The sequence below is a fragment of the Microbacterium oryzae genome (assembly GCF_030406385.1).
Classification (GTDB): domain Bacteria; phylum Actinomycetota; class Actinomycetes; order Actinomycetales; family Microbacteriaceae; genus Microbacterium; species Microbacterium oryzae_A.
Genome location: NZ_JAUEPM010000007.1, coordinates 1 through 20636, shown reverse-complemented (window position 1 = coordinate 20636; position 20636 = coordinate 1). Strand labels below are relative to the sequence as shown.

Sequence of the window (20636 nt, the reverse complement as noted above, 5' to 3'; positions counted from 1 at the left end):
GGTCAGACGCTCGCGCGGATGCGCCCGACCTCCGCGCCCCCGCCCCGCACCGACAGCATCGGGTTGGTGCGAGCGAAGTGGTCGACGGCCTCCGCGCTGAGGGCGCCCGTGCGCGCGAGGAGCGTCAGCGCCACGAGGACCGCCGCGCGGTTCGAGCCGTCGAGCATCTTCACGACGACGGCGGTCCCGTCCGGCGCGATCATCGTCTGCACGCCCTCCGCGCCGAACTTGGAGTACACGCCGAAGGTCTCGATCGCGATCGTGTCCGGGCGGCCGGGTCCTTCGACCGTCCAGGGGTTCTCGCGCACCGCGCGCACCAGTGCGCCGGCGACGCGGTGCATGGCGAAGGGCGACCGCTCCGACGAGGTGCCGGCGCGATGCAGCGCGCGGGCGAGCCCCGAGAGGGTGAGCGCGTGCACGGGCGCGCCGCACCCGTCGATGACGCTCGCACCGACGCGCTCGCCGGAGAGGCGCTCGACGACCTCGCGGATGTGCAGCTGCAGGGGGTGCGCGGGGTCCAGATAGGTGCCGGTGTCCCAGCCGCTGGCGACACACGCCATGAGCATCGCGGCGTGCTTGCCCGAGCATGTCATGCGCAGGCGCGACGGCTCGTAGTGGTCGCGGACCATCGCGTCGCGCGCGGCGGAGTCGCTCGGCCATTGCGCCGGGCATCCCAGGGCGTCCTCGCTGAGCCCCACGGAGGCGAGCATGTCGCGCACGAGCGTGACATGGCGGTCGGTGCCGGAGTGGCTCGCCGTGGCGATCGCCAGCCGTTCGCCCTCGAGGGGGGCGCCCGCGGTGACCGATCCGATCGCCTGCAGGGGCTTCAGGGACGAGCGCGGGAGGATCAGGGCGTCGGTGCGACCGAGCGCCATCGCGAGTTCGCCGTTCGGAGAGAGCACGAGCGCCGAACCGACGTGGCGGGATTCGACGAACCCTCCGCGGTCGACGACGGCGAGCTCGGCGGCTTCCTGGGCGGCGAAGGTCTCTGCAGTCACCAGACAACCCTAACCAAGCAGTCGACGGCGTCCCCGCCGCGCGGTGACACACTGGGCTCATGCTCGGCGAACATCACTACGCGCTCACCGCCACCTGGACCGGAGACCGCGGCACCGGCACATCCGGCTACCGCGACTACGACCGTTCGGTCACGCTCGCCGTCGCCGGCAAGCCCGACGTCCTCGCCTCCGCCGACGTGCCGTTCCGCGGCGACCGGGCGCGATGGAATCCCGAGGATCTCCTCCTCGCCGCGCTGTCGGAGTGCCACCTGCTGTCGTACCTGCACGCCTGCGTGGTGCGCGGGGTGGTCGTCACCGCCTACGAGGACCACGCCCTGGGCACCATGCAGCAGGAGGGCAGCAGCGGTCGCTTCACCGAGGTGGTGCTGCGTCCGCGCGTCGAGGTGGCGGAGGCTTCGATGGTGGCCGAGGCGATCGCCGCCCACGAGGACGCGCACGAATGGTGCTTCATCGCGAACTCGGTCGCCTTCCCCGTCCGCCACGAGGCGGTGGTCGAGGTCAGAGGCGCTCGTGGGGCAGCGCCCGCTTGATCTTCTCGAGCGTGTTGTGCGCGGGGACCTCGTTGTAGACGCCGGCGAGCTCCTGCCCCGACAGCGCGTGGATGGCTGCCATGATCTCGTCGGTGGCCGTGCGGCGCGCCTTACCCGACGACGCCGGGCCGTGCCCGGTCAGGTCCAGCGGCTTTCCGAACCGCACCGTCACGCGCTCACGGAACGAGGGGATCTTCGCGCCGACCGGCATCACGCGATCGGTCCCGATCAGGCCGATGGGCACCACCGGCGCTCCGGTCTCGAGGGCGAGGTACGCGATGCCGGTGCGGCCTCGATACAGGCGTCCGTCGCGCGAGCGCGTCCCCTCCGGGTGCAGCGCGACCGCGGCGCCGGCGGCGAGGATCTGCTTCTGGCGGTCCAGCGCGTCCAGCGCCGCCTGCCCTGCCCCGCGCTCGACGGCGATCGCGCCGACCGCCGTGAAGAAGGTGCGTGAGAGCCAGCCCTTCACTCCGGTGCCGGTGAAGTAGTCGGACTTGGCGAGGAAGTGCACGGCCCGCGGCGCTGCCGCGATCGGGATGGCGATCGAGTCGATGAACGACAGATGGTTGCTTGCCAGGATGACCGCCCCCTCGGTGGGGATGTTCTCCCGACCCTCCACGTGCGGGCGGTAGATCGCCCGCGCCAGCGGTGAGAGCACCAGACGCCCGGTCGTGTACGCCCAGCTCGGACGGAGCGGGTCGCCGTCAAGCTCGGCCTGCGCCTGCGCGTCGTCGGTCATCCCCCCAGGTTACTGCGACCATATGCCCGCGTCGGCATCCGCCCGTCGCGGGCGCGTTCAGCCCATGCAAAGCGGAGATCGGGGAGGATGGAGACGATCCTGCGATGAATGAGGTTTCCGTGCGCGCTCGCTCACTTGGTCTGATGTCCACCGCCGTGCTCGCGGCGCTCGCGCTGGCGGGTTGCTCGCCGGCGGGTGACGCCGACACGGAGGCCTCGCCGAGCGCCGCGCCGGCCGACCTCTGCGACGCGGCCGCGCCCACGGGCGACGCCGTGGAGAGCGTGACCGTCGAGGGCGAGGTCGGCGAGCCGGCCACGGCGTCGTTCGAGGCGCCGCTCGAGTTCGACGAGTCGCAGCGAATCGTCCTCGAGGAGGGTGACGGCGACCCGGTGGCCAGCGGCGACTATCTGCAGTACGCGATGACGGCCTACGACGCCGTCACCGGCGACGAGATCGGGCAGATCGGATACGAGGAGGCGGAGCTGCTGCCCTCGCTCGTATCGCCCGAGGCGCTCGGCCAGTTCGTCGGGTGCGAGAACATCGGGTCCCGGCTCGTGCTCGCGCTCCCCGGCACGACCGCCGCGGACGGCACCGTCTCCAACGGGCAGATCTACGTCTTCGACATGCTGGGGACGACCCCCACGGCGGCGTGGGGCGAGGAGCAGGAGCCCACCGCCGGCCTGCCCACGGTCGAGCTCGCCGAGGATGGCGCCCCCACGATCACGATCCCCGAGGGTGCCGAGGCGCCGGAGACGACCGAGCTCTCGACGCTGAAGGCAGGAGACGGGGCCACGGTCGACGAGGGCGACGCGGTCCTCGTGCAGTACACCGGCGTGAAGCTCTCCGACGGGTCGGTCTTCGACTCCAGCTGGGAGAGCGGCACGCCCGCCCAGTTCCAGACGACCGGCGTCGTCGAGGGCTTCAAGAAGGCGCTCGAGGGGCAGAAGGTCGGCTCGCAGGTGCTCGCGGTGATCCCGCCCGTCGAGGGCTACGGCGAGGGCGAGATCAACGACACCGACCTCGTCGGGGAGACGCTCGTCTTCGTCGTCGACATCCTCGCCACGCAGCACGTGGCCGCCGCGGCGACCGAGACCCCCGCCGAGTGAGCCCGCGCGTCCGGCGCGTCATCGTCCTCGGATCCAGCGGATCCATCGGGACGCAGGCGCTCGACGTCATCCGCGCCAACCGCGACCGGTTCGAGCTCGTCGGACTGTCCACCGGCTCCAACGCCGAGCTCCTCCGCGCGCAGGCGGGGGAGTTCGGGGTCGAGCACACCGCCCTGGGCGCCGACGCCTCCGCGCAGCTCGTGCGCGACATCGAAGCCGACGTCGTGCTCAACGGCATCACCGGCTCGGTGGGCCTGGGTCCCACCCTCGCCGCACTCGAGGCCGGCCGCACGCTCGCGCTGGCGAACAAGGAGTCGCTCATCGTCGGGGGCGATCTCGTGCGCGGTCTCGCCCGCCCCGGCCAGATCGTGCCGGTCGACTCCGAGCACTCCGCGATCGCGCAGGCGCTGCGGGCAGGGGAGCGCGGCGAGGTGCGTCGCCTCATCGTGACCGCGTCGGGCGGGCCGTTCCGTGGCCGCTCGCGCGCCGAGCTCGCCGAGGTCACCCCGGCGCAGGCGCTCAAGCACCCGAACTTCGCCATGGGGCGCGTGATCACGACGAACTCCGCGACGCTCGTCAACAAGGGCCTCGAGGTGATCGAGGCGCATCTGCTGTTCGACGTGCCGTACGAGCGCATCGAGGTCGTCGTGCATCCGCAGCAGCTCATCCACTCGATGGTCGAGTTCCAGGACGGCTCGACGATCGCGCAGGCCGGTCCGCCGCGCATGCTCGTGCCGATCGCGCTCGGGCTCTCCTGGCCCGAGCGCCTCGCCGACGTGGACGCGCCGATCGACTGGACCGCGGCGCAGACGTGGGAGTTCGCCCCCCTGGACGACGAGGCGTTCCCCGCCGTCCGGCTCGCCCGTCAGGCCGGACAGGCCGGCGGCACGCACCCCGCTGTCTACAACGCGGCCAACGAGCAGGCGGTGGACGCGTTCCACGCGGGCCGGCTGTCGTTCCCCGCCATCGTCGACACCATCGCGGCTGTCCTCGATCGCCACGGCGCGCCCGCCGAGCTCACGCTGGCATCGCTCGCCGACGCGGAGGCGTGGGCGCGACGGACCGCCGACGCCCTCATCTCGGCGCGCTGAGGGCACGGCCCGTCCTCGAATCGGGGGCGGGCCGCGACCGGACGTCAGTCCTCGTACGGAACCGGCCAGGCGGGCTCGGGCACGGGCCATCCGGCATCGCGCAGCGCGCGCCGCGCGAGCTCGCGCGCGGAGTACGGCGTGCGCACGCCCTTGATGTCGCGGTAGTCCTGGTGCCCGGGGCCCGCCCACAGGATGGCGTCGCCGGGTCCGACGAGCTTGACGGCCTCGACGATCGCGGTCTCCGGCGGCGAGAACTCGTAGATCGGATGGCCGGGGTCGGTCGCGCGGGCTCCCTCCAGGAGCATCGCGCGGATCGCCGCCGGGTCCTCGTGACGCGGGTGGTGGTCGGTGATCACGACGATGTCGCTGCCCTCCACGGCCGTGCGGCCCATGTCGTGGCGCTTGGTCTTGTCGCGATCGCCGTCCGCGCCGAACAGCATGAGCACCTTGCCGGGCGTCACACGCCGGACCGCCGCGAGCGTCTTCTCGAAGGCGTCGGGTGTGTGTCCGAAGTCGACGTAGACAGCGGGGCCCTCGGACCCGGACACCAGCTGCGTGCGGCCGGGGAGGTAGGCGCGGATGCCGCCGTCGCGCTCGAGTGCGCCGGCGATGCGCTCCCAGTCGTATCCGGCTTCGAGCAGCATGACGATCGCCGTGCCGGCGTTCGAGGCCATGTGCGGTCCGATGACGGGCACGACCGACGTGAGGCTGCGGCCATCCGGCCCGGTCAGCGTGAAGCCGGTGCCCTCCTGGCGCTCGTCGTCGATCGTGACGATCCAGTCGGCACCGGCTGCGGCCGCCGGGTCGGCGGCGATCGCGGGCGTCGCGACGGTCACGACGGGCACCGTCGCCCGCTCGGCGTACTCGACGCCGGGGGCGGAGTCGAGCGAGATGACCGCGCGGCGCGAGCGCTCGGGCGTGAAGAAGCGCGCCTTCGCCTCGAAGTACTCGCGCATGTCGGCGTAGTCGTCGAGGTGGTCGTGCGTGAGGTTCGTGAACGCGGCGACGTCGAAGACGAGGCCGTCGACCCGGTGCCGCGTGAGCGCCTGCGCGCTGACCTCGACGGCCACGGCCTCGACGCCGCGCTCGCGCATGAGCGCCAGAAGCGCGTGGAACTCGCTGGCCTCCGGGGTCGTGAGGCGCGACACGATGACGTCGCCGGCGATATGCCGTTCGGCGGTCGACGAGAGCCCGGTGACGACTCCCATCTGCGTGAGGATGCCGTCGAGGAGGTGCGTGATCGACGTCTTGCCGTTGGTGCCGGTGGTGCCGAGCAGCAGCGGCAGGTCGGTGTCGGTGCCATACACCCACGCCGAGAGGTCGCCGAGCACGGCGCGCGGGTCGGGCACGACCACGATCGGAAGGCCGGCGGGCGCGGCGATGTCCGCGCCGTCGGCGTCGGTGATGACCGCAACGGCGCCCTGCTCGGCGGCGGCCGGCGCGAACTCGGCGCCATGGCGGTTCACGCCGCGGATGGCGACGAACGCCTCGCCCGCGCGCAGGTCGGCGGTGGCGAGCGTCACGCCGGTGAGCTCGACGCCCGCGGCGTCGCCGCGCAGCTCGCCGCGGAAGCGCTCGGCGAGCGCGGCGAGCAAGCGGCGCGGCGGGTTCTCCGGGCGCAGGACGGGGGGCAGGTTCGACGGTGTCGCAGACATCCTGACCATCGTCTCACGCGGCATCCGGACGAAGCGTGCGAGGCGCGGCGACACGTCGCCGCGCCTCGCAGTGGTCAGGTGCGGCGCCGCGTCACCGGCGCTGCCCGCTGCGGCGGTACGCCAGGACGCTCACGACGAGCGCGGCGACCCCGGCGAGGAGCCCGCCCGCGCCGAGCGCCCACGCTCCCACGCCGGAGCCGTCCGCGGCGGCGGCTTCCTCGGCGACGTCTGCATCGCCGTCCGCCGCGTCGTGAGTGCTCGTGCCGTGATCTGCGCCCTCCGCCGCGGGGGCGAGGGTGACCACGGGAGCGGGCGAATCCAGGTCATGCGGATCCTCGCCCTCGTCCGCCAGCTCGGTCCACGACGTGGAGCCGTCGACGCACAGCTGCTCGACGGGGAACGCCAGGGTCTCCGGCGCATCAGCGGAGTACGCCACAGACAGCTCGACGGCTGCACGCAGGGCGTTCGGCACCGGCTCGTCGGCGGTGTAGGTGATGGCGTCGACGACGCCGGTGTCGGGGTCGCGCTCGACGTCGATCGACCATCCGGCCTGGACGGTGGGGACCACCGACTCGAGGCCCTCGGCGGGCGGCGAGATGACGAGGGCGGTAGTGGGGGATTCGTCGCACCCGTGGGAGAACGCGAACGTCAGCACGTCGTACCCGCCGGCGACCGGTGCGTCGGGCGTGACGGTGACGTGGGCGCTGGCGGCGAGCGGCGCGCCGATGACGAGCGCGGCGGCGAGGGCGCCGGAGGCGAGGGCGCGGAGGCCGCGGCGGCGGCGCGGGGCAGGGGTGAGAGAGGTCATGCGGATTCCTTCGTGGTCTGAGTGCCGGCGCGCAGGCACGGCGGGGTGGCCGCGCAGCATGCGCGACGGGATGGCGGGTCAGACCAGGACGGGAGGGCCGCGTGGGCTGCGCGCGCCGGCGACGATGCGGAGGGCGCGGGGGAGGCGGGCCGGGGCAGCGCCCGGAGCACGTGTTTGGGCGAGCAGGAGCGGCTGCGGTGCCACCCGGCGGACGACCACCGACGCCCACGAGGCGATCGCGCGAAGGACCGTCTCGCCGCGATGCAGCAGCGCGACGGTGAGGAGCGCGGCGACGAGGTGCGCGCCGATCATCCGCGCGTCGGTCTGCGACGCGGCCAGGGTGGCGAGATGGGTGGGATGGTCGAGGTGCGTCGACGAGGACGCGGCCGCGTGAGCGGCGTGCGCGACATGCGCGGCGTGGGACCCGGCGGTCGGGAGCGTCACCGGCGAGCCGAGCGCGAGGAAGGCGAGGTGAAACGCGGCCTGCGTGGTGAGCACCGTCGCGGCGAGGCGCGGGAGCCGCGGGCGGGCGCCGACGAGCAGGATGGCCCCGGGCATCAGAAGCGACGCCATCGCGAGGACGATCAGCGGCGCGGGCGCCTGCGCGCCGCCCGCCGTGTGCGAGAGGGCGGCGATGACGGTCGCGATACCGGAAGCCGAGGCGCCGCGGAGGGTGCGCAGCTGCCGGGAGGTCACGCCACCAAGGATAGGTGCTGCCCGGGAGTTTCCGAGCGGGCGGGGCTACCGTTGCGGCGTGGATGTGCTCGCGTTCGTGATCGGTGTGCTGGTCATGGTGATCGGCCTCGGTGTCTCGATCGCCCTGCACGAGGTCGGTCACCTCGTCCCCGCCAAGAAGTTCGGCGTGCGGGTCGGTCAGTACATGATCGGGATGGGGCCCACGCTCTGGTCGCGGAAGCGCGGCGAGACCGAGTACGGCTTCAAGGCGTTCCCGGTCGGCGGCTACATCTCGATGGCCGGCATGTACCCGCGGACGGAGCCGACGCCATCCGAGCCTGCGCTCGCCGGTGCCGCCGCCCGCGCCGAGCGCCGCCGCGGTCTCTACGCCACCCTCGTGCAGGACGCGCAGGCCGCCAACGCCGAGACCCTCGAGGGGGTCGACGACTCCCGCACCTTCCACCGCCTGCCGGTGTGGAAGCGCGTGATCATCATGCTCGGCGGACCGGTCATGAACCTCGTGCTCGCCATCGTGATGTTCGCGGTGCTGTTCAGCGGCATCGGGATGCAGCAGGCGACCACGACGGTGGCGACCGTCGCCGAGTGCGTGCTGCCCGCCGGGTCCACCGCGACGGAGTGCTCCGCCGGCGACCCGGAGGCACCTGCGCACGCCGCTGGGGTGCTGCCAGGGGACCGGCTCGTCTCCCTCGCCGGGGAGCCCGTCGAGACCTTCGCCGAGGCATCCGAGATCATCCGCGCCCGCCCGGGCACCGCCATCCCCCTCGTCGTCGAGCGCGACGGCGACGAGGTCTCGCTCACGCTGACGCCCATCGAGAACCAGGTCGAGGTGACCGGCGCGGATGGCACCACCTCCGTCGAGCAGGTCGGCTACGCGGGGGTCTCGGCGTCGGTCGAGCGCGTGCGCCAGCCGATCTGGACCGGGCCGCAGGCCGCGTTCGAGAACGTCGGCGCGGTCGCCCGGATCGTCGCGGACCTCCCCGCGCGCCTGTACGACACCGCGTACGACCTGTTCACGGGCGGCGAGCGCGACGCGGACGGTCCGATGAGCGTCGTCGGCGTCGGACGCCTCGCCGGCGAGGTCGCCGCAACGGATGCGCCCGTCCTCGACCGGGTCGGCGTGATGGTGAGCCTGCTCGCGTCGCTGAACATCGCGCTGTTCGTGTTCAACCTCGTGCCGCTGCTGCCGCTGGACGGCGGGCACATCATCATCGCCCTCTGGGATGGCCTCCGCCGCGTGCTCGCCAAGCTCACCCGACGCCCGGAGCCCGCCCCGACCGACGCCACCCGCCTCGTGCCTCTGACACTCGTCGTCGTCGTGCTGCTGGTCGGTATGGGCGCGCTGCTCTTCGCCGCCGACATCTTCAACCCCGTGCAGCTGCTCGGCGGCTGAGCCGGAGGTTTCCGGGTCGTCCCGGCCGAGCGCGGCCCCGCCTCAGGACAGGGCGTGGCCGACCATGCGCTCGAGGGTGCGCATGCCGTCGCGCGACAGGATCGACTCCAGGTGCCCCTGCACCGACGCGAAGCCGGCGCCCCGCAGGGCGTAGACGTCGCCCGAGGCGGGATCCGCCGCGATCTCCACGTCGCCGACCGCGCCGCAGCGGGTCTCGCTCGGCGTGAGCACGGTGACGCCGGGCGTGACGCGCGCGGTGAACGTGTTGTAGAAGCCGATGGACGCCGTCTCGCCGAAGAGATCCACGCTCAGCTGCAGGCCCTGGTGCGGGCTCGCCAGCGGCGCGAGCCCCACGCCGATGCGATCGCTGAGGATCTGGTGGCTGAGGCACACCGCCAGCAGCGGCCGATGCTGCGCGAGCCGGCGCACCACGAGCTCGCGCATGCGGGCGATGCGCGGGCTCTCGCCGTCGCGCGGATCGCCGGGGCCGGGGCCCGACACGACGAGCTCGGCGCCGTCGAGGCGGGCGTCGTCCGCCGCGCTCCAGTGCACGATGTCGACGTCGAGCCCGAGGTGGCGCAGCTGGTGCGCGAGCATCGTCGTGAACCGGTCCTCCGCGTCCACGACGATGGCCTTCCGCCCGGCGAACGGCGCGGTGCGGGCGCCCGGCTCCTGCTCCTGCATCCAGAAGGGCGCGAGCCGCGCGTTGCGCGAGGTGAGCAGCTCGGCGATCGCCGGGTCGTCGCCGAGACGCGGGGCGGGGGCGGGCTCGTCGTCGTCGGGCACGATCGTGATGGCGCGCGGGATGGCCCCGATCGCGCCGAGTACGCCGGCCGCCTTCCCGTGCGTCTCGCTGACCTCGCCGTACGGGTCGGAGTGGCGCACCAGGGTCGCCCCGACCGGCACGCGCAGGCGCCCCTCCTCGAGGTACGCGGTGCGGATGAGGATCGGGGCGTCGAGGTCGTGCCCGCCCTCGGCGTTCGGCGTGAACAGCGCGGCGACGCCCGAGTAGTACCCGCGCGGCGACTGCTCGTGACGGCGGATGACCGCGCACGCGTTCTGCATGGGAGAGCCGGTCACCGTGGGTGCGAACATCGTCTCGCGCAGGATGTCCCGCGGGTCCAGGCGCGAGCGCCCGCGCAGCACGTACTCCGTGTGCGTGAGCCGCGACATCTCCTTGAGATGGGGGCCGGTGATGCGGCCGCCGTCGCTGCAGACCGCGCTCATCATCTTGAGCTCCTCGTCGACGACCATGAAGAGCTCCTCGGTCTCCTTGGTGCTGGAGAGGAACTCGGTCAGGGTCTCGGCGGTCGCGCCACCGGCCGGATGGCGGAACGTCCCGGAGATGGGGTTCATCGTCACCACGCCCTCGCGCGCGCTGACGTGCGCCTCCGGGCTCGCGCCCACGGCCACGTGGCCGGGCGTGACGATCGCGAACGTCCAGTACGCGCCGCGCTCGTGCTCGAGCAGGGCGCGGAACCAGGTGAGCGCGGCCGTGCGCGGCTCGGCGTCGACCCCGGCGACGAAGTCGCGGCGGATGACGAAGTTCGCGCCCTCGCCGCGCCCGATCTCCTCGGCGATCACGTTCCGCACGATGGCCGCGTACTCCGCGTCGTCGAGATCGAACCCGGCGTCGGCGAGGGGGATGGCCGCGCTCGGCAGCGCGTCGAGCGCCTCCGCGAGTGGGATGGCCGCGTGCTCCTCGACGGTGAGGCAGCGCAGGGGGGCGCCGTCATCGTGCGCGGCGAAGCCGCGCTCGCGCACCTGGCGATAAGGCACCAGCGCGAGCACCTCGGATGGCCGGCCCCGGCCATCCGCGAGGGGGATGTCGGCGAGGAGGTCGACATCGGTCACAGGCCCCGAGAGCACCTCGACGACCTCACCCCCCTCGCGCACGATGAGGGCGAAGGAAGCGGCGGGGTCCGCAGCCAAACGCGCGATGAGGTCGGCGGAAGCGGGGGTCGGGGCAGCGGTCCCGGTCATGCGTAGATCTCCTCCTGGGCGAGGCTGCCCTCAGACAGAAAAGACCGCCCCATCCGGTTGACTGGGCGGTCGAAGTTCGCGAAGCACCGCCTACGTGGCGGGCCACCAGGTGCGGTGCGCGGACATGGGGCTGAAACTACCACAGCCCATCCAGCGCCCTTCCACCCGCCCCGGCGTAATCTGGACGGGTGCCTGCAGTGAACATCGGTATGCCCCGCGTGCCCGAGACCCTCGCCCCTCGTCGCAAGTCGCGTCAGATCCGGGTCGGGAAGGTCCTCGTCGGAGGCGATGCGCCCGTCAGCGTCCAGTCGATGACCACGACGCCGACGACCGACATCAACGCCACGCTGCAGCAGATCGCGGAGCTCACCGCGTCGGGCTGCGAGATCGTGCGCGTCGCGGTGCCGAGCCAGGACGACGCGGACGTGCTGCACATCATCGCGGCCAAGAGCCAGATCCCGGTGATCGCCGACATCCACTTCCAGCCGAAGTACGTCTTCCAGGCGATCGACGCCGGCTGCGCGGCCGTGCGCGTGAACCCGGGCAACATCCGCAAGTTCGACGACCAGGTCGGCGCCATCGCGAAGGCCGCCCAGGCCGCCGGGGTCTCGCTCCGCATCGGTGTGAACGCGGGCTCGCTCGACCGCCGCCTGCTGGAGAAGTACGGCAAGGCGACGCCCGAGGCTCTCGTCGAGTCCGCGGTGTGGGAGGCGAGCCTCTTCGAGGAGCACGACTTCCACGACTTCAAGATCTCCGTCAAGCACAACGACCCCGTCGTCATGGTCAAGGCGTACCGGCAGCTCGCCGAGCGCGGCGACTGGCCGCTGCACCTCGGCGTGACCGAGGCCGGCCCGGCGTTCCAGGGCACGATCAAGTCCGCGACCGCGTTCGGCATCCTCCTGGGCGAGGGCATCGGCGACACCATCCGCGTGTCGCTGTCGGCCCCGCCGGCCGAGGAGGTCAAGGTCGGCCACCAGATCCTGCAGTCGCTGAACCTCCGCGAGCGCAAGCTCGAGATCGTGTCCTGCCCCTCCTGCGGGCGCGCCCAGGTCGACGTGTACTCGCTCGCCGAGAACGTCACCGAGGGCCTGAAGGACATGACCGTGCCGCTGCGCGTGGCGGTCATGGGCTGCGTCGTGAACGGACCGGGCGAGGCCCGTGAGGCCGACCTCGGCGTCGCGTCGGGCAACGGCAAGGGCCAGATCTTCGTCAAGGGCGAGGTCATCAAGACCGTGCCGGAGGCCGAGATCGTGCGCACGCTCATCGAGGAGGCCAACCGCATCGCCGACGAGATGGGGCCCGCCGCCCCGACCGGCACCGCGCAGGTGGTCACCGTCTGAGCCAGCCGCCGCTGCGCGTGTGAGGATGGCCCGGTGACCGCCGCTCGCATCGCCATCCTCTCCGACGTCCACGGGAACATGACCGCGTACGACGCGGTCCTCGCCGACATTCGCGCGCGTGGCATCGAGCGCATCATCAACCTCGGCGACGTCGCGGGCAAGGGGCCGCGGGGGAGCGCGGCGGTGAGCCGCACGCAGGAGGTCTGCGAGATCGCGGTGCGCGGCAACTGGGACGACTTCCTCGGCTCCATTCCCGACGACGGGCTGCCCGAGATGGTGTGGTGGCGCGACGAGCTCGCGCCCGAGCAGCGCGAGTGGCTCGCCGCCCTGCCGCTCAGCCACGACCTCGTCGTGAGCGGGCGCCGCATCCGCCTCTTCCACGCCTCCGCGCAGAGCCCGCACGTCCGGGTGCGGTTCCAGCACACCACGGCCGAGTTCGACGGCATGTTCCGCCGTACGGAGATGACGGGCGACGGACCCGAGCCCGACGTCGTCGGCTACGGCGACGTGCACGACGCCTACATCGAGACGACGGATGGCCGCACCCTGTTCAACGTCGGGAGCGTCGGCAATCCGCTCGACGAGCCGCGCGCGAGCTACGTCATCGTCGAGGGCGTCGTCGACTCCCCGGAGGAGGCGCCGTTCGCCGTGCAGTTCGTGCGGGTGCCCTACGACATCGACGCCGAGGTCGCCGTGGCCCGCGACCTCGACATGCCGACGGCCGACGTGTGGGAGGTCGAGCTGCGCACCGCGGTGTTCCGCGGTCGCCAACAGCGCTGACTGCTCGCTTCTGGCGTGGCTGAAGCGGCGGCAGCGAGCAGCCGCGCGGGCGGTCAGCGGATGGCCGCGAGCAGCAGCTCCGCGAGACGCTCCGGCTGTGAGAACTGCGGCCAGTGGCCGGAGCCGATGCGGAAGACCTCCGCGTCCTCGATCGCGTCGAACTCCTCCCGGAAGGAGCTCCAGTTCGCGAGCTCGGCGCGCAGCGCGGCCTCGTCCATCCCGCCCATGAGGAGCGTCACCGGCACCCGGAAGCGGCGCGCGTCGCGGAGCGCCAGCGGCTCGGACGGCACGCGCGCGGGCACGCTCTTCATGAGGGGCGCCGTGCGCTCGCGCGCGGCGTCGTCGAGGTCCGCCACGTCGGGCTCGTCGAAGAAGGCCCAGCCGGGGAACGGGACCACGCCGCCCTCGGTGGGGAACTCGGAGATGGACGCGCCGGGGGCGGGCGGCGCCGTGTCGACGAAGACGACCCGCGCGACGCGGTCGGGCCGCGCATCCGCCGCGCCCCACGCCACGTTGCCGCCGCCGGAATGACCGACGAGCACGACCTGGCCATCCGACCGGTCGATCTCGGCGACGACCGCTGCGACCCAGTGGGTCATCCCGATGTCGGCCGCACGGTCGGCGGGCTCGCCCGTGCCGGGGAGCGTGAGGGCCAGCGGCCGATGCCCCGCCGCAGTCAGCGCCTCGGCGATCGGCGCCCACGACGACGCGTCGAGCCAGAGCCCGGGGATGAGGATCACGTCCATGGCCCCGACCGTACTCGCGGCCTCCGACGCGCGCGAGGGCCAGCGGATCACACCGCGGAGAGGGTGACGCTCCCGGTCGCGATGTCGGTGGCCTCGACGCGCACGCGGATGCGCGTGCCGGGCTCCACGGCCTCGGGCACGGTTGCCGTCACGAACGGGTCGGCGAGCTGCACCCGACTGCCGCCCTTGGTCTGCGACAGCACGACGGCGTCGAGCACGTGGCCGATGTGCCGATGCAGGACGGCGGCCTCCACCCGGTCCACCGCGCCGGACTCCAGCCGCGAGGCGAGCGCGGACGACCGGCGCATGCTCTCCGGCAGCCGCGGCAGCACCTCCTCGTCGACGTCGCCGTGGCACGCGCGCAGCGTGTAGCGGTCGACGAGGCGCCGCAGGGGAGCCGTCGCGTGCGCGTACGGGGCGCCGATCGCCGCCTGCTCGACGTCGGCGGGGATCTCGTCGGGGGAGAGGAAGGCGATGTAGTCCGCGCCGCGGAACAGCGCGCTCGCCGCCTGCAGGATGGCCGGGGTCGCGTCGTCCGAGGGATCCAGGCGCCGCAGGTACTCGCCGTAGTCGAGGTCCTCCGGCCAGGGGCGGCCGAGGAGCGCGACCTGACGGCGGAACTCCGCGCGCGCGTCGTCGTCGGCGGGCGGGAGGGTGCGGAGGATCCCGCGACCCGCGCTCAGCATGATGTCGGCCGCGGCCATCCCGGTCATCAGCGAGATCTGCGCGTTCCAGTCCTCGACGGGGAGGAGCGCGCGGCGCTGGATCGCGTAGCCGTCGGGACCGTCGACGATCTCCTCCTCGGGGGCGTTGAGGCTCGCGCCGCCGCGGCGCGCCTCCTGGGCGACGCGGAGCGGGCCGAGCTCGGCGAGGAGCGCGAGGGTGTCGGGCCCGGTGCCGGCGTCGATCGCGGCCTGCGCGCCCTCGTACGTCCACTGCCCGCGAGAGCGGACCCACGCGCGCACGAGCTGGACGCCGTCACGATCGGGCGTCCCCGCCGCGTCGAGGGGAAACCGCCAGACGTAGGCGCGGCGGTCCTCATCCGGCAGGAGGGACGCCGCCCCGTGGGACAGGACCTCCGGATGCAGCGGCACCGAGCCATCCGGCGCGTACAGCGTCTGCCCGCGGCGCTGCGCCTCGGCGTCGATCGCGCCGCCTGGCCGGACGAACGCCGCCAGGTCGGCGATCGCGTAGTGCGCGACGAAGCCGCCGCCCTCGCGCGCGATGTGCATCGCCTGGTCGAGGTCCCGCGACCCCTCCGGATCGATGGTGAGAAAGGGGAGCGCGCGGAGATCGGCGCGCTCGTCGTCGGAGCCGTCGACGGCCGTGCCCGACGCGACGACCGCCTCGGCCTCGGCGAGCACTGCGGGCGGGAAGGCCTCGGGCAGCTCGAGCGAGCGGCGCAGCTCGGCGAGCGACTCCCCGAGCGCGGTCTGGACGGCGGACGGCGAGAGGCGGGTATGGCGGGCCGGCATGCGGCCAGCCTAGGACCGGGCGCGGGGGTCGGGGCCGGCGGCGGGGGAGGTGTCGCGGCCCACGCCCTAGACTTGTCGCTCGTGGTCACCCGTCTGTCGCATCTCTTCGTCCGCACGCTCCGTGAAGACCCTGCCGAGGCAGAGGTCGCGAGCCACAAGCTGCTCGTCCGCGCCGGGTACATCCGGCGTCAGGCGGCTGGCATCTTCGCCTGGCTGCCGCTCGGCCTGCGCGTCAAGGCGAGGATCGAGAAGATCATCCGCGAGGAGATGACCGCAGCCGGCGCGCAGGAGGTGCACTTCCCCGCGCTCATGCCGCGTGAGCCGTACCAGGCCACCGGCCGCTGGGACGAGTACGGCGAGCAGCTCTTCCGACTCCAGGACCGCAAGGGCGGCGACTACCTCCTCGCTCCCACGCACGAGGAGGCGTTCACGCTGCTCGTGAAGGACTTGTACTCCTCGTACAAGGATCTGCCCCTGACGATCTACCAGATCCAGGACAAGTACCGCGACGAGGCGCGACCCCGCGCCGGCCTGCTGCGAGGCCGCGAGTTCACGATGAAGGACGCCTACTCGTTCGACCACACCGACGAGGGCCTCGAGCACAGCTACATGGCGCAGCGCGACGCCTACGAGCGCATCTTCCAGCGCCTCGGCCTCGAGTACGCGATCGTGCAGGCCGACGCCGGCGCCATGGGCGGCTCCCGCTCCGAGGAGTTCCTCCACCCGACCCCCGTCGGAGAGGACACCTTCGTACGCAGCGACGGGGGCTACGCGGCCAACGTCGAGGCGTTCACGACCCTCGTGCCCGAGGCGCTCCCCATCGAAGGACTCCCGGAGCCGGTCGTCTTCGACTCTCCCGGCACCACGACCATCCAGACCCTCGTCGACCACTCGAATACGGTCCTCGACCGCGAGGTGACGGCCGCCGACACCCTGAAGAACGTCGTGCTGCGGCTCACGCACCTCGACGGCACTCGCGAGCTCGTCGTGGTCGGCATCCCCGGCGACCGCGACATCGACGACAAGCGCGTCGAGGTGGCCTTCGCGCCCGCCGAGGTGGAGGCCGCCGACGAAGAGGACTTCGCCGCGAATCCGCTCCTCGTCCGCGGGTTCATCGGCCCCTGGAGCGAGACGGGCCCGATCCTCGGCGAGGAGTCGGCCACAGGCATCCGCTACTTCCTCGATCCTCGCGTCGTCGAGGGGACGAGCTGGATCACCGGCGCGAACGCGCTCGACAAGCACGTGCATGACCTGGTGGCCGGCCGCGACTTCACCGCCGACGGCTTCGTCGAGGTCGCCACGGTGCGCGAGGGCGACCCCGCTCCGGATGGCTCTGGTCCCGTCTCCCTCGCCCGCGGCATGGAGCTCGGTCACGTCTTCCAGCTCGGCCGCAAGTACGCGGAGGCACTGGGCCTCAAGGTGCTCGACGAGAACGGCAAGCTCGTCACCGTCACGATGGGTTCCTACGGCATCGGCGTCACGCGCATCCTCGCGACCATCGCCGAGCTCTCCAACGACGACAAGGGCCTCATCTGGCCCGAGGCCGTCGCGCCGTTCGACGTGCACGTGGTGGCCACTGGCAAGGGCCAGGAGGCGTTCGAGGTCGCCGAGAAGCTCGTGGCCGACCTCGAGGCATCGCGCCTGGACGTGCTCTACGACGACCGTCCCAAGGTGTCGCCCGGAGTGAAGTTCGGCGACGCCGAGCTCATCGGCGTGCCGAAGCTCGTCGTCGTCGGACGCGGCGCGGCCGACGGCCTCGTGGAGCTGTGGGACCGTCGCTCGGGCGAGCGCGAGCAGGTGCCGGTCGCCGAAGCGGCCGCGCGCCTCTCCGCATGACCGTCACGCGTCAAGAGGTTGTCGGACCCCGACCAGAAGGTGAGACTGCAGAGCATGGATGAGATCGAAGCGGGGATCGCGGCGGCCGGTGACCAGCTGTGGACCTGGGTGGTGCTGCCCATCGTCGCGCTGCTGGGCCTCTACATCACCGCCCGGTCGGGTGCGGTGCAGATCCGCATGCTGCCGGAGATGATCCGGACGCTGGCGGACAAGACCCCGCGCGGCCAGGACGGCAAGCCGCAGTCGGTGTCGTCCTTCCAGGCGTTCACGATCTCGGCGGCCTCCCGCGTGGGGACGGGCAACATCGCGGGCGTCGGCACGGCGATCGCCATCGGCGGCCCCGGCGCGGTGTTCTGGATGTGGCTGATGGCGACCGTCGGCGCAGCCTCCGCTTTCGCCGAGTCGACCCTCGCGCAGCTGTTCAAGGTGCGCGATGCCAACGGCTTCCGCGGCGGCCCGGCCTACTACATGTCCCGGGGGCTCGGCGCTCGCTGGATGGGCGTCGCGTTCGCGGTCATCCTCATCTTCTGCTTCCCCTTCGCGTTCTCCGCGCTGCAGGCCAACACGATCGCGCTGACGACGTCATCCGCGATCACCCAGATCACCGGCGCCGAGGGCGGCTGGCTGCTGTGGGTGGTCGGCATCCTCACGGCCGTGCTCACCGGCCTCATCGTCTTCGGCGGCGTGCGCCGCATCGCGAACGTCACGCAGGGTCTCGTGCCGGTCATGGCGCTCGCCTACCTGCTGCTGGGGCTCGCCGTCGTGGTCGTGCACCTCGACCAGCTCCCCGCCGCGTTCGCGTCGATCTTCACCCAGGCATTCGGCTTCAACGAGGTCCTCGGCGCCGCGCTCGGCCAGATCGTGCTCACCGGTGTCAAGCGCGGCATGTTCTCCAACGAGGCGGGCCTCGGCTCCGCGCCGAACGCGGGCGCGGCGGCCGCGGTCACGCACCCCGCGAAGCAGGGCTTCGTGCAGTCGCTCGGCGTCTACTTCGACACCATGCTCGTCTGCTCGATCACCGCGTTCACGATCCTCGTCGCGGTGCCCATCGAGAGGGGCGGCCTCACGGGCGTCGAGCTCACCCAGCACGCGCTGACCTCGTCGCTCGGCGGCTGGGCGACCATCGCCCTCGCCGTCGTCGTCTTCATGCTCGCGTTCAGCTCGATCATCGGGAACTACTACTACGGCGAGGCGAGCATCGAGTTCATCTCCTCGAAGCCCGTGGTCCTCACGGTGTTCCGAGTCCTCGTGGTGGTGGCCGTCCTCGCAGGCTCCGTGGCCGCCGCCAGCCTCGTCTGGACGCTCGCCGACGCGATCATGGGGGTGATGGCCGTCATCAACCTCGTCGCCGTGGCCCTCCTCTCCGGCCTCGTGTTCCGCCTGCTGCGCGACTACTCGAACCAGCGACGGGAGGGTCTCGACCCGGTGTTCACGCGCGCGCTGCTCCCCGACGTCCGGGGGATCGAGTGCTGGGAGGACGCGGAGAGCGTCACCGGCCCGATCCACGTGGTGCGGCGGCGCTGACGGACCGGCCTCCTCACAGCGGCGGCCCAACCGCATCCGGTATCGTGGCGAAGATGTCGGCGAGAGGTCTGCCGACGAGAGCTGAATACGGAGGACGTTGTGGATATCGATCTCGGATTGCTGCGGACGGTCGAGCGCGAGAAGGAGATCCCGTTCGACGAACTCGTTCGGATCATCGAGCAGGCCATCCTCACCGCGTATGAGAAGCACGTCTCCCAGGACGGCGACATCCCGGAGGGCGCCCGCGCGCACCTCGACCGGAAGTCGGGCCACGTCGCGATCCTCATCCCCGTACGGGATGAGGAGGGTGCGATCGTCGGCGAGGAGGAGACCACTCCGGAGAACTTCGGCCGCATCGCCGCGTACGCCGCGAAGCAGGTCATCAGCCAGCGCCTCCGCGACATCGCCGACGACGCGGTGCTGGGGGAGTTCCGCGGCAAGGAGGGCGATATCGTCGCCGGCGTCGTGCAGCAGGGCCCGAACCCGCGCATGATCCACGTCGACCTCGGCACGGTCGAGGCCATCCTGCCCCCCGAAGAGCAGGTGCCCGGCGAGGAGTACTCGCACGGCTCGCGTCTGCGCGTCTATGTCACGAGCGTCGCGAAGGGCCTCAAGGGCCCGCAGATCACCGTCTCCCGCACGCACCCGGGTCTCGTCCGCAAGCTCTTCGCGCTCGAGGTCCCCGAGATCGCCAACGGCCTCGTCGAGATCACGTCGCTCGCCCGCGAGGCCGGCCACCGCACCAAGATCGCCGTGCGCGCCAACGACCCCTCCATCAACGCCAAGGGCGCCTGCATCGGGGAGCTCGGCCGCCGCGTGCGCGCGGTCACCGAGGAACTCAGCGGCGAGAAGATCGACATCGTCGACCACGACGACGAGCTGCCGAAGTTCGTCGCGAACGCGCTCTCGCCGGCGAAGGTGACCAGCAGCTTCGTGCTCGACCCGACGACGAAGGCGGTCCGCGCGCTCGTGCCCGACTACCAGCTGTCGCTCGCGATCGGCAAGGAGGGCCAGAACGCCCGCCTCGCCGCCAAGCTCACCGGCGCCAAGATCGACATCCAGCCGGAGAGCATCCTCGAGCAGGGCTGAGGCGGGCGGCGCACGCCGCCCACGAGCCGTCGCGACACGCGCGACGGCCGACCGTGATGCTGAGGTGTAGGATGGAACCCGTACGGACGTGCGTCGGCTGTCGCACGCGCGCCCCCCGATCCGCCCTTCTGAGGGTGGTCGTCATCGATTCCGAGCTCGTCCCCGATGAGCGCGCGGTCATGCCGGGACGGGGCGCGTGGGTCCATGCGACGCAGAAGTGCGTCGGGACCGCGCTCACTCGCCGCGCTTTCGTACGAGCACTGCGCGTGCCGGGCCCGCTCGACACGCAGAACCTCGAGAAATGGCTGAGCAGCTATGGAAATCAAGTGAACGGCTCGAAATGAGACCCGTCCGCCTTTAGAGGTCTGCCCTGTCCGGGGCAGGCCGCCCCAGACAGGAGAATTGTGGCAAAACCACGCGTACATGAGATCGCCGCTGAGTTGGGTGTCGACAGCAAGGTCGCACTCGCGAAGCTCAAGGAGCTCGGCGAGTTCGTGAAGAGCCCGTCGTCGACGGTCGAACCGCCCGTCGCGCGCAAGCTGCGCGCCGCGCTCGCCTCGGAAGGCGGCGTAGCGCCGGCCGCCGGCGCGAAGCCCGCCGCTCCGCGCACCCCGGGGCGTCCCGGCCCCGCGCGCCCCGGCGCTTCCGGAGCGCCGCGACCCGGTGCTCCCAAGCCCGGCCCCGCACGTCCCGCCGAGAAGTCTCCGTGGGCGTCGGTCGCGTAGCGCTGGTTCGCGTTGATCTTGAGGATGGGGCCGCCGCCGACCATCGGCTGGTTGGCCGGGTCGTGGCGATCGGCGTAGTTCGGGTGCACGGCGTGCCCGACGTC

The 20636-nt window shown here is 72.3% G+C and carries 18 protein-coding genes and 2 pseudogenes; 11 read left to right on the top strand and 9 right to left on the bottom strand.

Features of this window, described 5'->3' with window-relative positions; translation table 11 throughout:
* Positions 1-2: 2 nt before the first annotated feature.
* Positions 3-998: an asparaginase gene (locus QWJ90_RS11070; protein ID WP_290107895.1), complete on the bottom strand. Its 996-nt coding sequence runs from the start codon at positions 996-998 to the stop codon at positions 3-5.
* 59 nt (positions 999-1057) lie between these two features.
* Here QWJ90_RS11070 and QWJ90_RS11065 point away from each other — a divergent pair, with 59 nt between their 5' ends.
* Positions 1058-1549, top strand: a complete 492-nt coding sequence (locus QWJ90_RS11065; RefSeq protein ID WP_290107893.1) for an OsmC family protein — start codon at positions 1058-1060, stop codon at positions 1547-1549.
* Here QWJ90_RS11065 and QWJ90_RS11060 read toward each other — a convergent pair.
* On the bottom strand, positions 1518-2288 hold the full coding sequence (locus QWJ90_RS11060; RefSeq protein WP_290107892.1) for a lysophospholipid acyltransferase family protein: 771 nt from the start codon (positions 2286-2288) through the stop codon (positions 1518-1520). The genes QWJ90_RS11065 and QWJ90_RS11060 overlap by 32 nt on opposite strands.
* Positions 2289-2431: 143 nt before the next feature.
* Between QWJ90_RS11060 and QWJ90_RS11055 the strand changes: the two genes are divergently transcribed.
* Positions 2432-3394, top strand: coding sequence for an FKBP-type peptidyl-prolyl cis-trans isomerase (locus QWJ90_RS11055; protein WP_290107890.1), 963 nt, complete (start codon positions 2432-2434; stop codon positions 3392-3394).
* Positions 3391-4485: a 1-deoxy-D-xylulose-5-phosphate reductoisomerase gene (gene dxr / locus QWJ90_RS11050; protein ID WP_290107888.1), complete on the top strand. Its 1095-nt coding sequence runs from the start codon at positions 3391-3393 to the stop codon at positions 4483-4485. Before QWJ90_RS11055 ends, dxr begins: the two co-directional genes overlap by 4 nt.
* A 44-nt stretch (positions 4486-4529) precedes the next feature.
* Here the strand turns inward: dxr and QWJ90_RS11045 are convergent, their stop codons facing one another.
* The 3 genes from QWJ90_RS11045 to QWJ90_RS11035 all read right to left on the bottom strand — a co-directional run bounded on the left by QWJ90_RS11045 (position 4530) and on the right by QWJ90_RS11035 (position 7644).
* Complete coding sequence (locus tag QWJ90_RS11045; RefSeq protein ID WP_290107887.1) at positions 4530-6140, bottom strand: Mur ligase family protein; 1611 nt, start codon at positions 6138-6140, stop codon at positions 4530-4532.
* Between the two features lie 91 nt (positions 6141-6231).
* Complete coding sequence (locus QWJ90_RS11040) at positions 6232-6948, bottom strand: YcnI family protein (protein ID WP_290107886.1); 717 nt, start codon at positions 6946-6948, stop codon at positions 6232-6234.
* 78 nt (positions 6949-7026) lie between these two features.
* The gene (locus QWJ90_RS11035; RefSeq protein ID WP_290107885.1) at positions 7027-7644 is read right to left on the bottom strand and encodes a hypothetical protein; all 618 of its coding nucleotides are present in this window, start codon (positions 7642-7644) and stop codon (positions 7027-7029) included.
* Between the two features lie 58 nt (positions 7645-7702).
* Between QWJ90_RS11035 and QWJ90_RS11030 the strand changes: the two genes are divergently transcribed.
* The gene (locus QWJ90_RS11030; protein ID WP_290107884.1) at positions 7703-9034 is read left to right on the top strand and encodes a M50 family metallopeptidase; all 1332 of its coding nucleotides are present in this window, start codon (positions 7703-7705) and stop codon (positions 9032-9034) included.
* 42 nt (positions 9035-9076) lie between these two features.
* Here the strand turns inward: QWJ90_RS11030 and QWJ90_RS11025 are convergent, their stop codons facing one another.
* Positions 9077-11017, bottom strand: a complete 1941-nt coding sequence (locus QWJ90_RS11025) for an anthranilate synthase family protein (protein ID WP_290107883.1) — start codon at positions 11015-11017, stop codon at positions 9077-9079.
* Between the two features lie 209 nt (positions 11018-11226).
* On the opposite strand from QWJ90_RS11025, the gene ispG reads away from it, so the two are divergent.
* Together ispG and QWJ90_RS11015 are read left to right on the top strand one after the other, a co-directional pair.
* The gene (ispG, locus tag QWJ90_RS11020; protein ID WP_156243353.1) at positions 11227-12357 is read left to right on the top strand and encodes a flavodoxin-dependent (E)-4-hydroxy-3-methylbut-2-enyl-diphosphate synthase; all 1131 of its coding nucleotides are present in this window, start codon (positions 11227-11229) and stop codon (positions 12355-12357) included.
* Positions 12358-12390: 33 nt separating this feature from the next.
* Positions 12391-13137: a metallophosphoesterase family protein gene (locus QWJ90_RS11015; RefSeq protein ID WP_290107882.1), complete on the top strand. Its 747-nt coding sequence runs from the start codon at positions 12391-12393 to the stop codon at positions 13135-13137.
* Between the two features lie 53 nt (positions 13138-13190).
* Here the strand turns inward: QWJ90_RS11015 and QWJ90_RS11010 are convergent, their stop codons facing one another.
* Together QWJ90_RS11010 and QWJ90_RS11005 are read right to left on the bottom strand one after the other, a co-directional pair.
* On the bottom strand, positions 13191-13883 hold the full coding sequence (locus QWJ90_RS11010) for an alpha/beta fold hydrolase (RefSeq protein ID WP_290107881.1): 693 nt from the start codon (positions 13881-13883) through the stop codon (positions 13191-13193).
* Between the two features lie 47 nt (positions 13884-13930).
* Positions 13931-15358: an RNB domain-containing ribonuclease gene (locus QWJ90_RS11005; protein ID WP_290107880.1), complete on the bottom strand. Its 1428-nt coding sequence runs from the start codon at positions 15356-15358 to the stop codon at positions 13931-13933.
* An 81-nt stretch (positions 15359-15439) separates the two neighbouring features.
* Here QWJ90_RS11005 and QWJ90_RS11000 point away from each other — a divergent pair, with 81 nt between their 5' ends.
* The 5 genes and pseudogenes from QWJ90_RS11000 to QWJ90_RS10980 form a co-directional block, all read left to right on the top strand.
* Complete coding sequence (locus QWJ90_RS11000; RefSeq protein ID WP_290107879.1) at positions 15440-17194, top strand: proline--tRNA ligase; 1755 nt, start codon at positions 15440-15442, stop codon at positions 17192-17194.
* 54 nt (positions 17195-17248) lie between these two features.
* Positions 17249-18718 (top strand): alanine/glycine:cation symporter family protein, encoded by a 1470-nt coding sequence (locus tag QWJ90_RS10995; RefSeq protein ID WP_290107878.1) that lies wholly within the window; start codon positions 17249-17251, stop codon positions 18716-18718.
* 99 nt (positions 18719-18817) lie between these two features.
* Positions 18818-19807 (top strand): transcription termination factor NusA, encoded by a 990-nt coding sequence (gene nusA, locus QWJ90_RS10990; RefSeq protein WP_156241842.1) that lies wholly within the window; start codon positions 18818-18820, stop codon positions 19805-19807.
* A gap of 56 nt (positions 19808-19863) precedes the next feature.
* Entirely contained in the window at positions 19864-20151 is a 288-nt protein-coding gene (locus tag QWJ90_RS10985) for a YlxR family protein (RefSeq protein WP_343032151.1), read from the top strand.
* A gap of 60 nt (positions 20152-20211) precedes the next feature.
* Positions 20212-20514, top strand: a pseudogene (locus tag QWJ90_RS10980) (translation initiation factor IF-2 N-terminal domain-containing protein); the annotation flags it as partial.
* Here QWJ90_RS10980 and QWJ90_RS10975 read toward each other — a convergent pair.
* Positions 20511-20636: pseudogene (locus QWJ90_RS10975) on the bottom strand (hypothetical protein); the annotation flags it as partial. The pseudogenes QWJ90_RS10980 and QWJ90_RS10975 overlap by 4 nt on opposite strands.

Coding starts and splice junctions, on each gene's coding strand:
- QWJ90_RS11065 (WP_290107893.1), top strand. CDS start 1,058: ATGCTCGGCGAACATCACTACGCGCTCACCGCCACCTGGACCGGAGAC.
- QWJ90_RS11060 (WP_290107892.1), bottom strand. CDS start 2,288: ATGACCGACGACGCGCAGGCGCAGGCCGAGCTTGACGGCGACCCGCTC.
- QWJ90_RS11055 (WP_290107890.1), top strand. CDS start 2,432: ATGTCCACCGCCGTGCTCGCGGCGCTCGCGCTGGCGGGTTGCTCGCCG.
- QWJ90_RS11045 (WP_290107887.1), bottom strand. CDS start 6,140: ATGTCTGCGACACCGTCGAACCTGCCCCCCGTCCTGCGCCCGGAGAAC.
- QWJ90_RS11040 (WP_290107886.1), bottom strand. CDS start 6,948: ATGACCTCTCTCACCCCTGCCCCGCGCCGCCGCCGCGGCCTCCGCGCC.
- QWJ90_RS11025 (WP_290107883.1), bottom strand. CDS start 11,017: ATGACCGGGACCGCTGCCCCGACCCCCGCTTCCGCCGACCTCATCGCG.
- ispG (WP_156243353.1), top strand. CDS start 11,227: ATGCCCCGCGTGCCCGAGACCCTCGCCCCTCGTCGCAAGTCGCGTCAG.
- QWJ90_RS11010 (WP_290107881.1), bottom strand. CDS start 13,883: ATGGACGTGATCCTCATCCCCGGGCTCTGGCTCGACGCGTCGTCGTGG.
- QWJ90_RS11005 (WP_290107880.1), bottom strand. CDS start 15,358: ATGCCGGCCCGCCATACCCGCCTCTCGCCGTCCGCCGTCCAGACCGCG.
- QWJ90_RS10995 (WP_290107878.1), top strand. CDS start 17,249: ATGGATGAGATCGAAGCGGGGATCGCGGCGGCCGGTGACCAGCTGTGG.
- QWJ90_RS10985 (WP_343032151.1), top strand. CDS start 19,864: ATGCTGAGGTGTAGGATGGAACCCGTACGGACGTGCGTCGGCTGTCGC.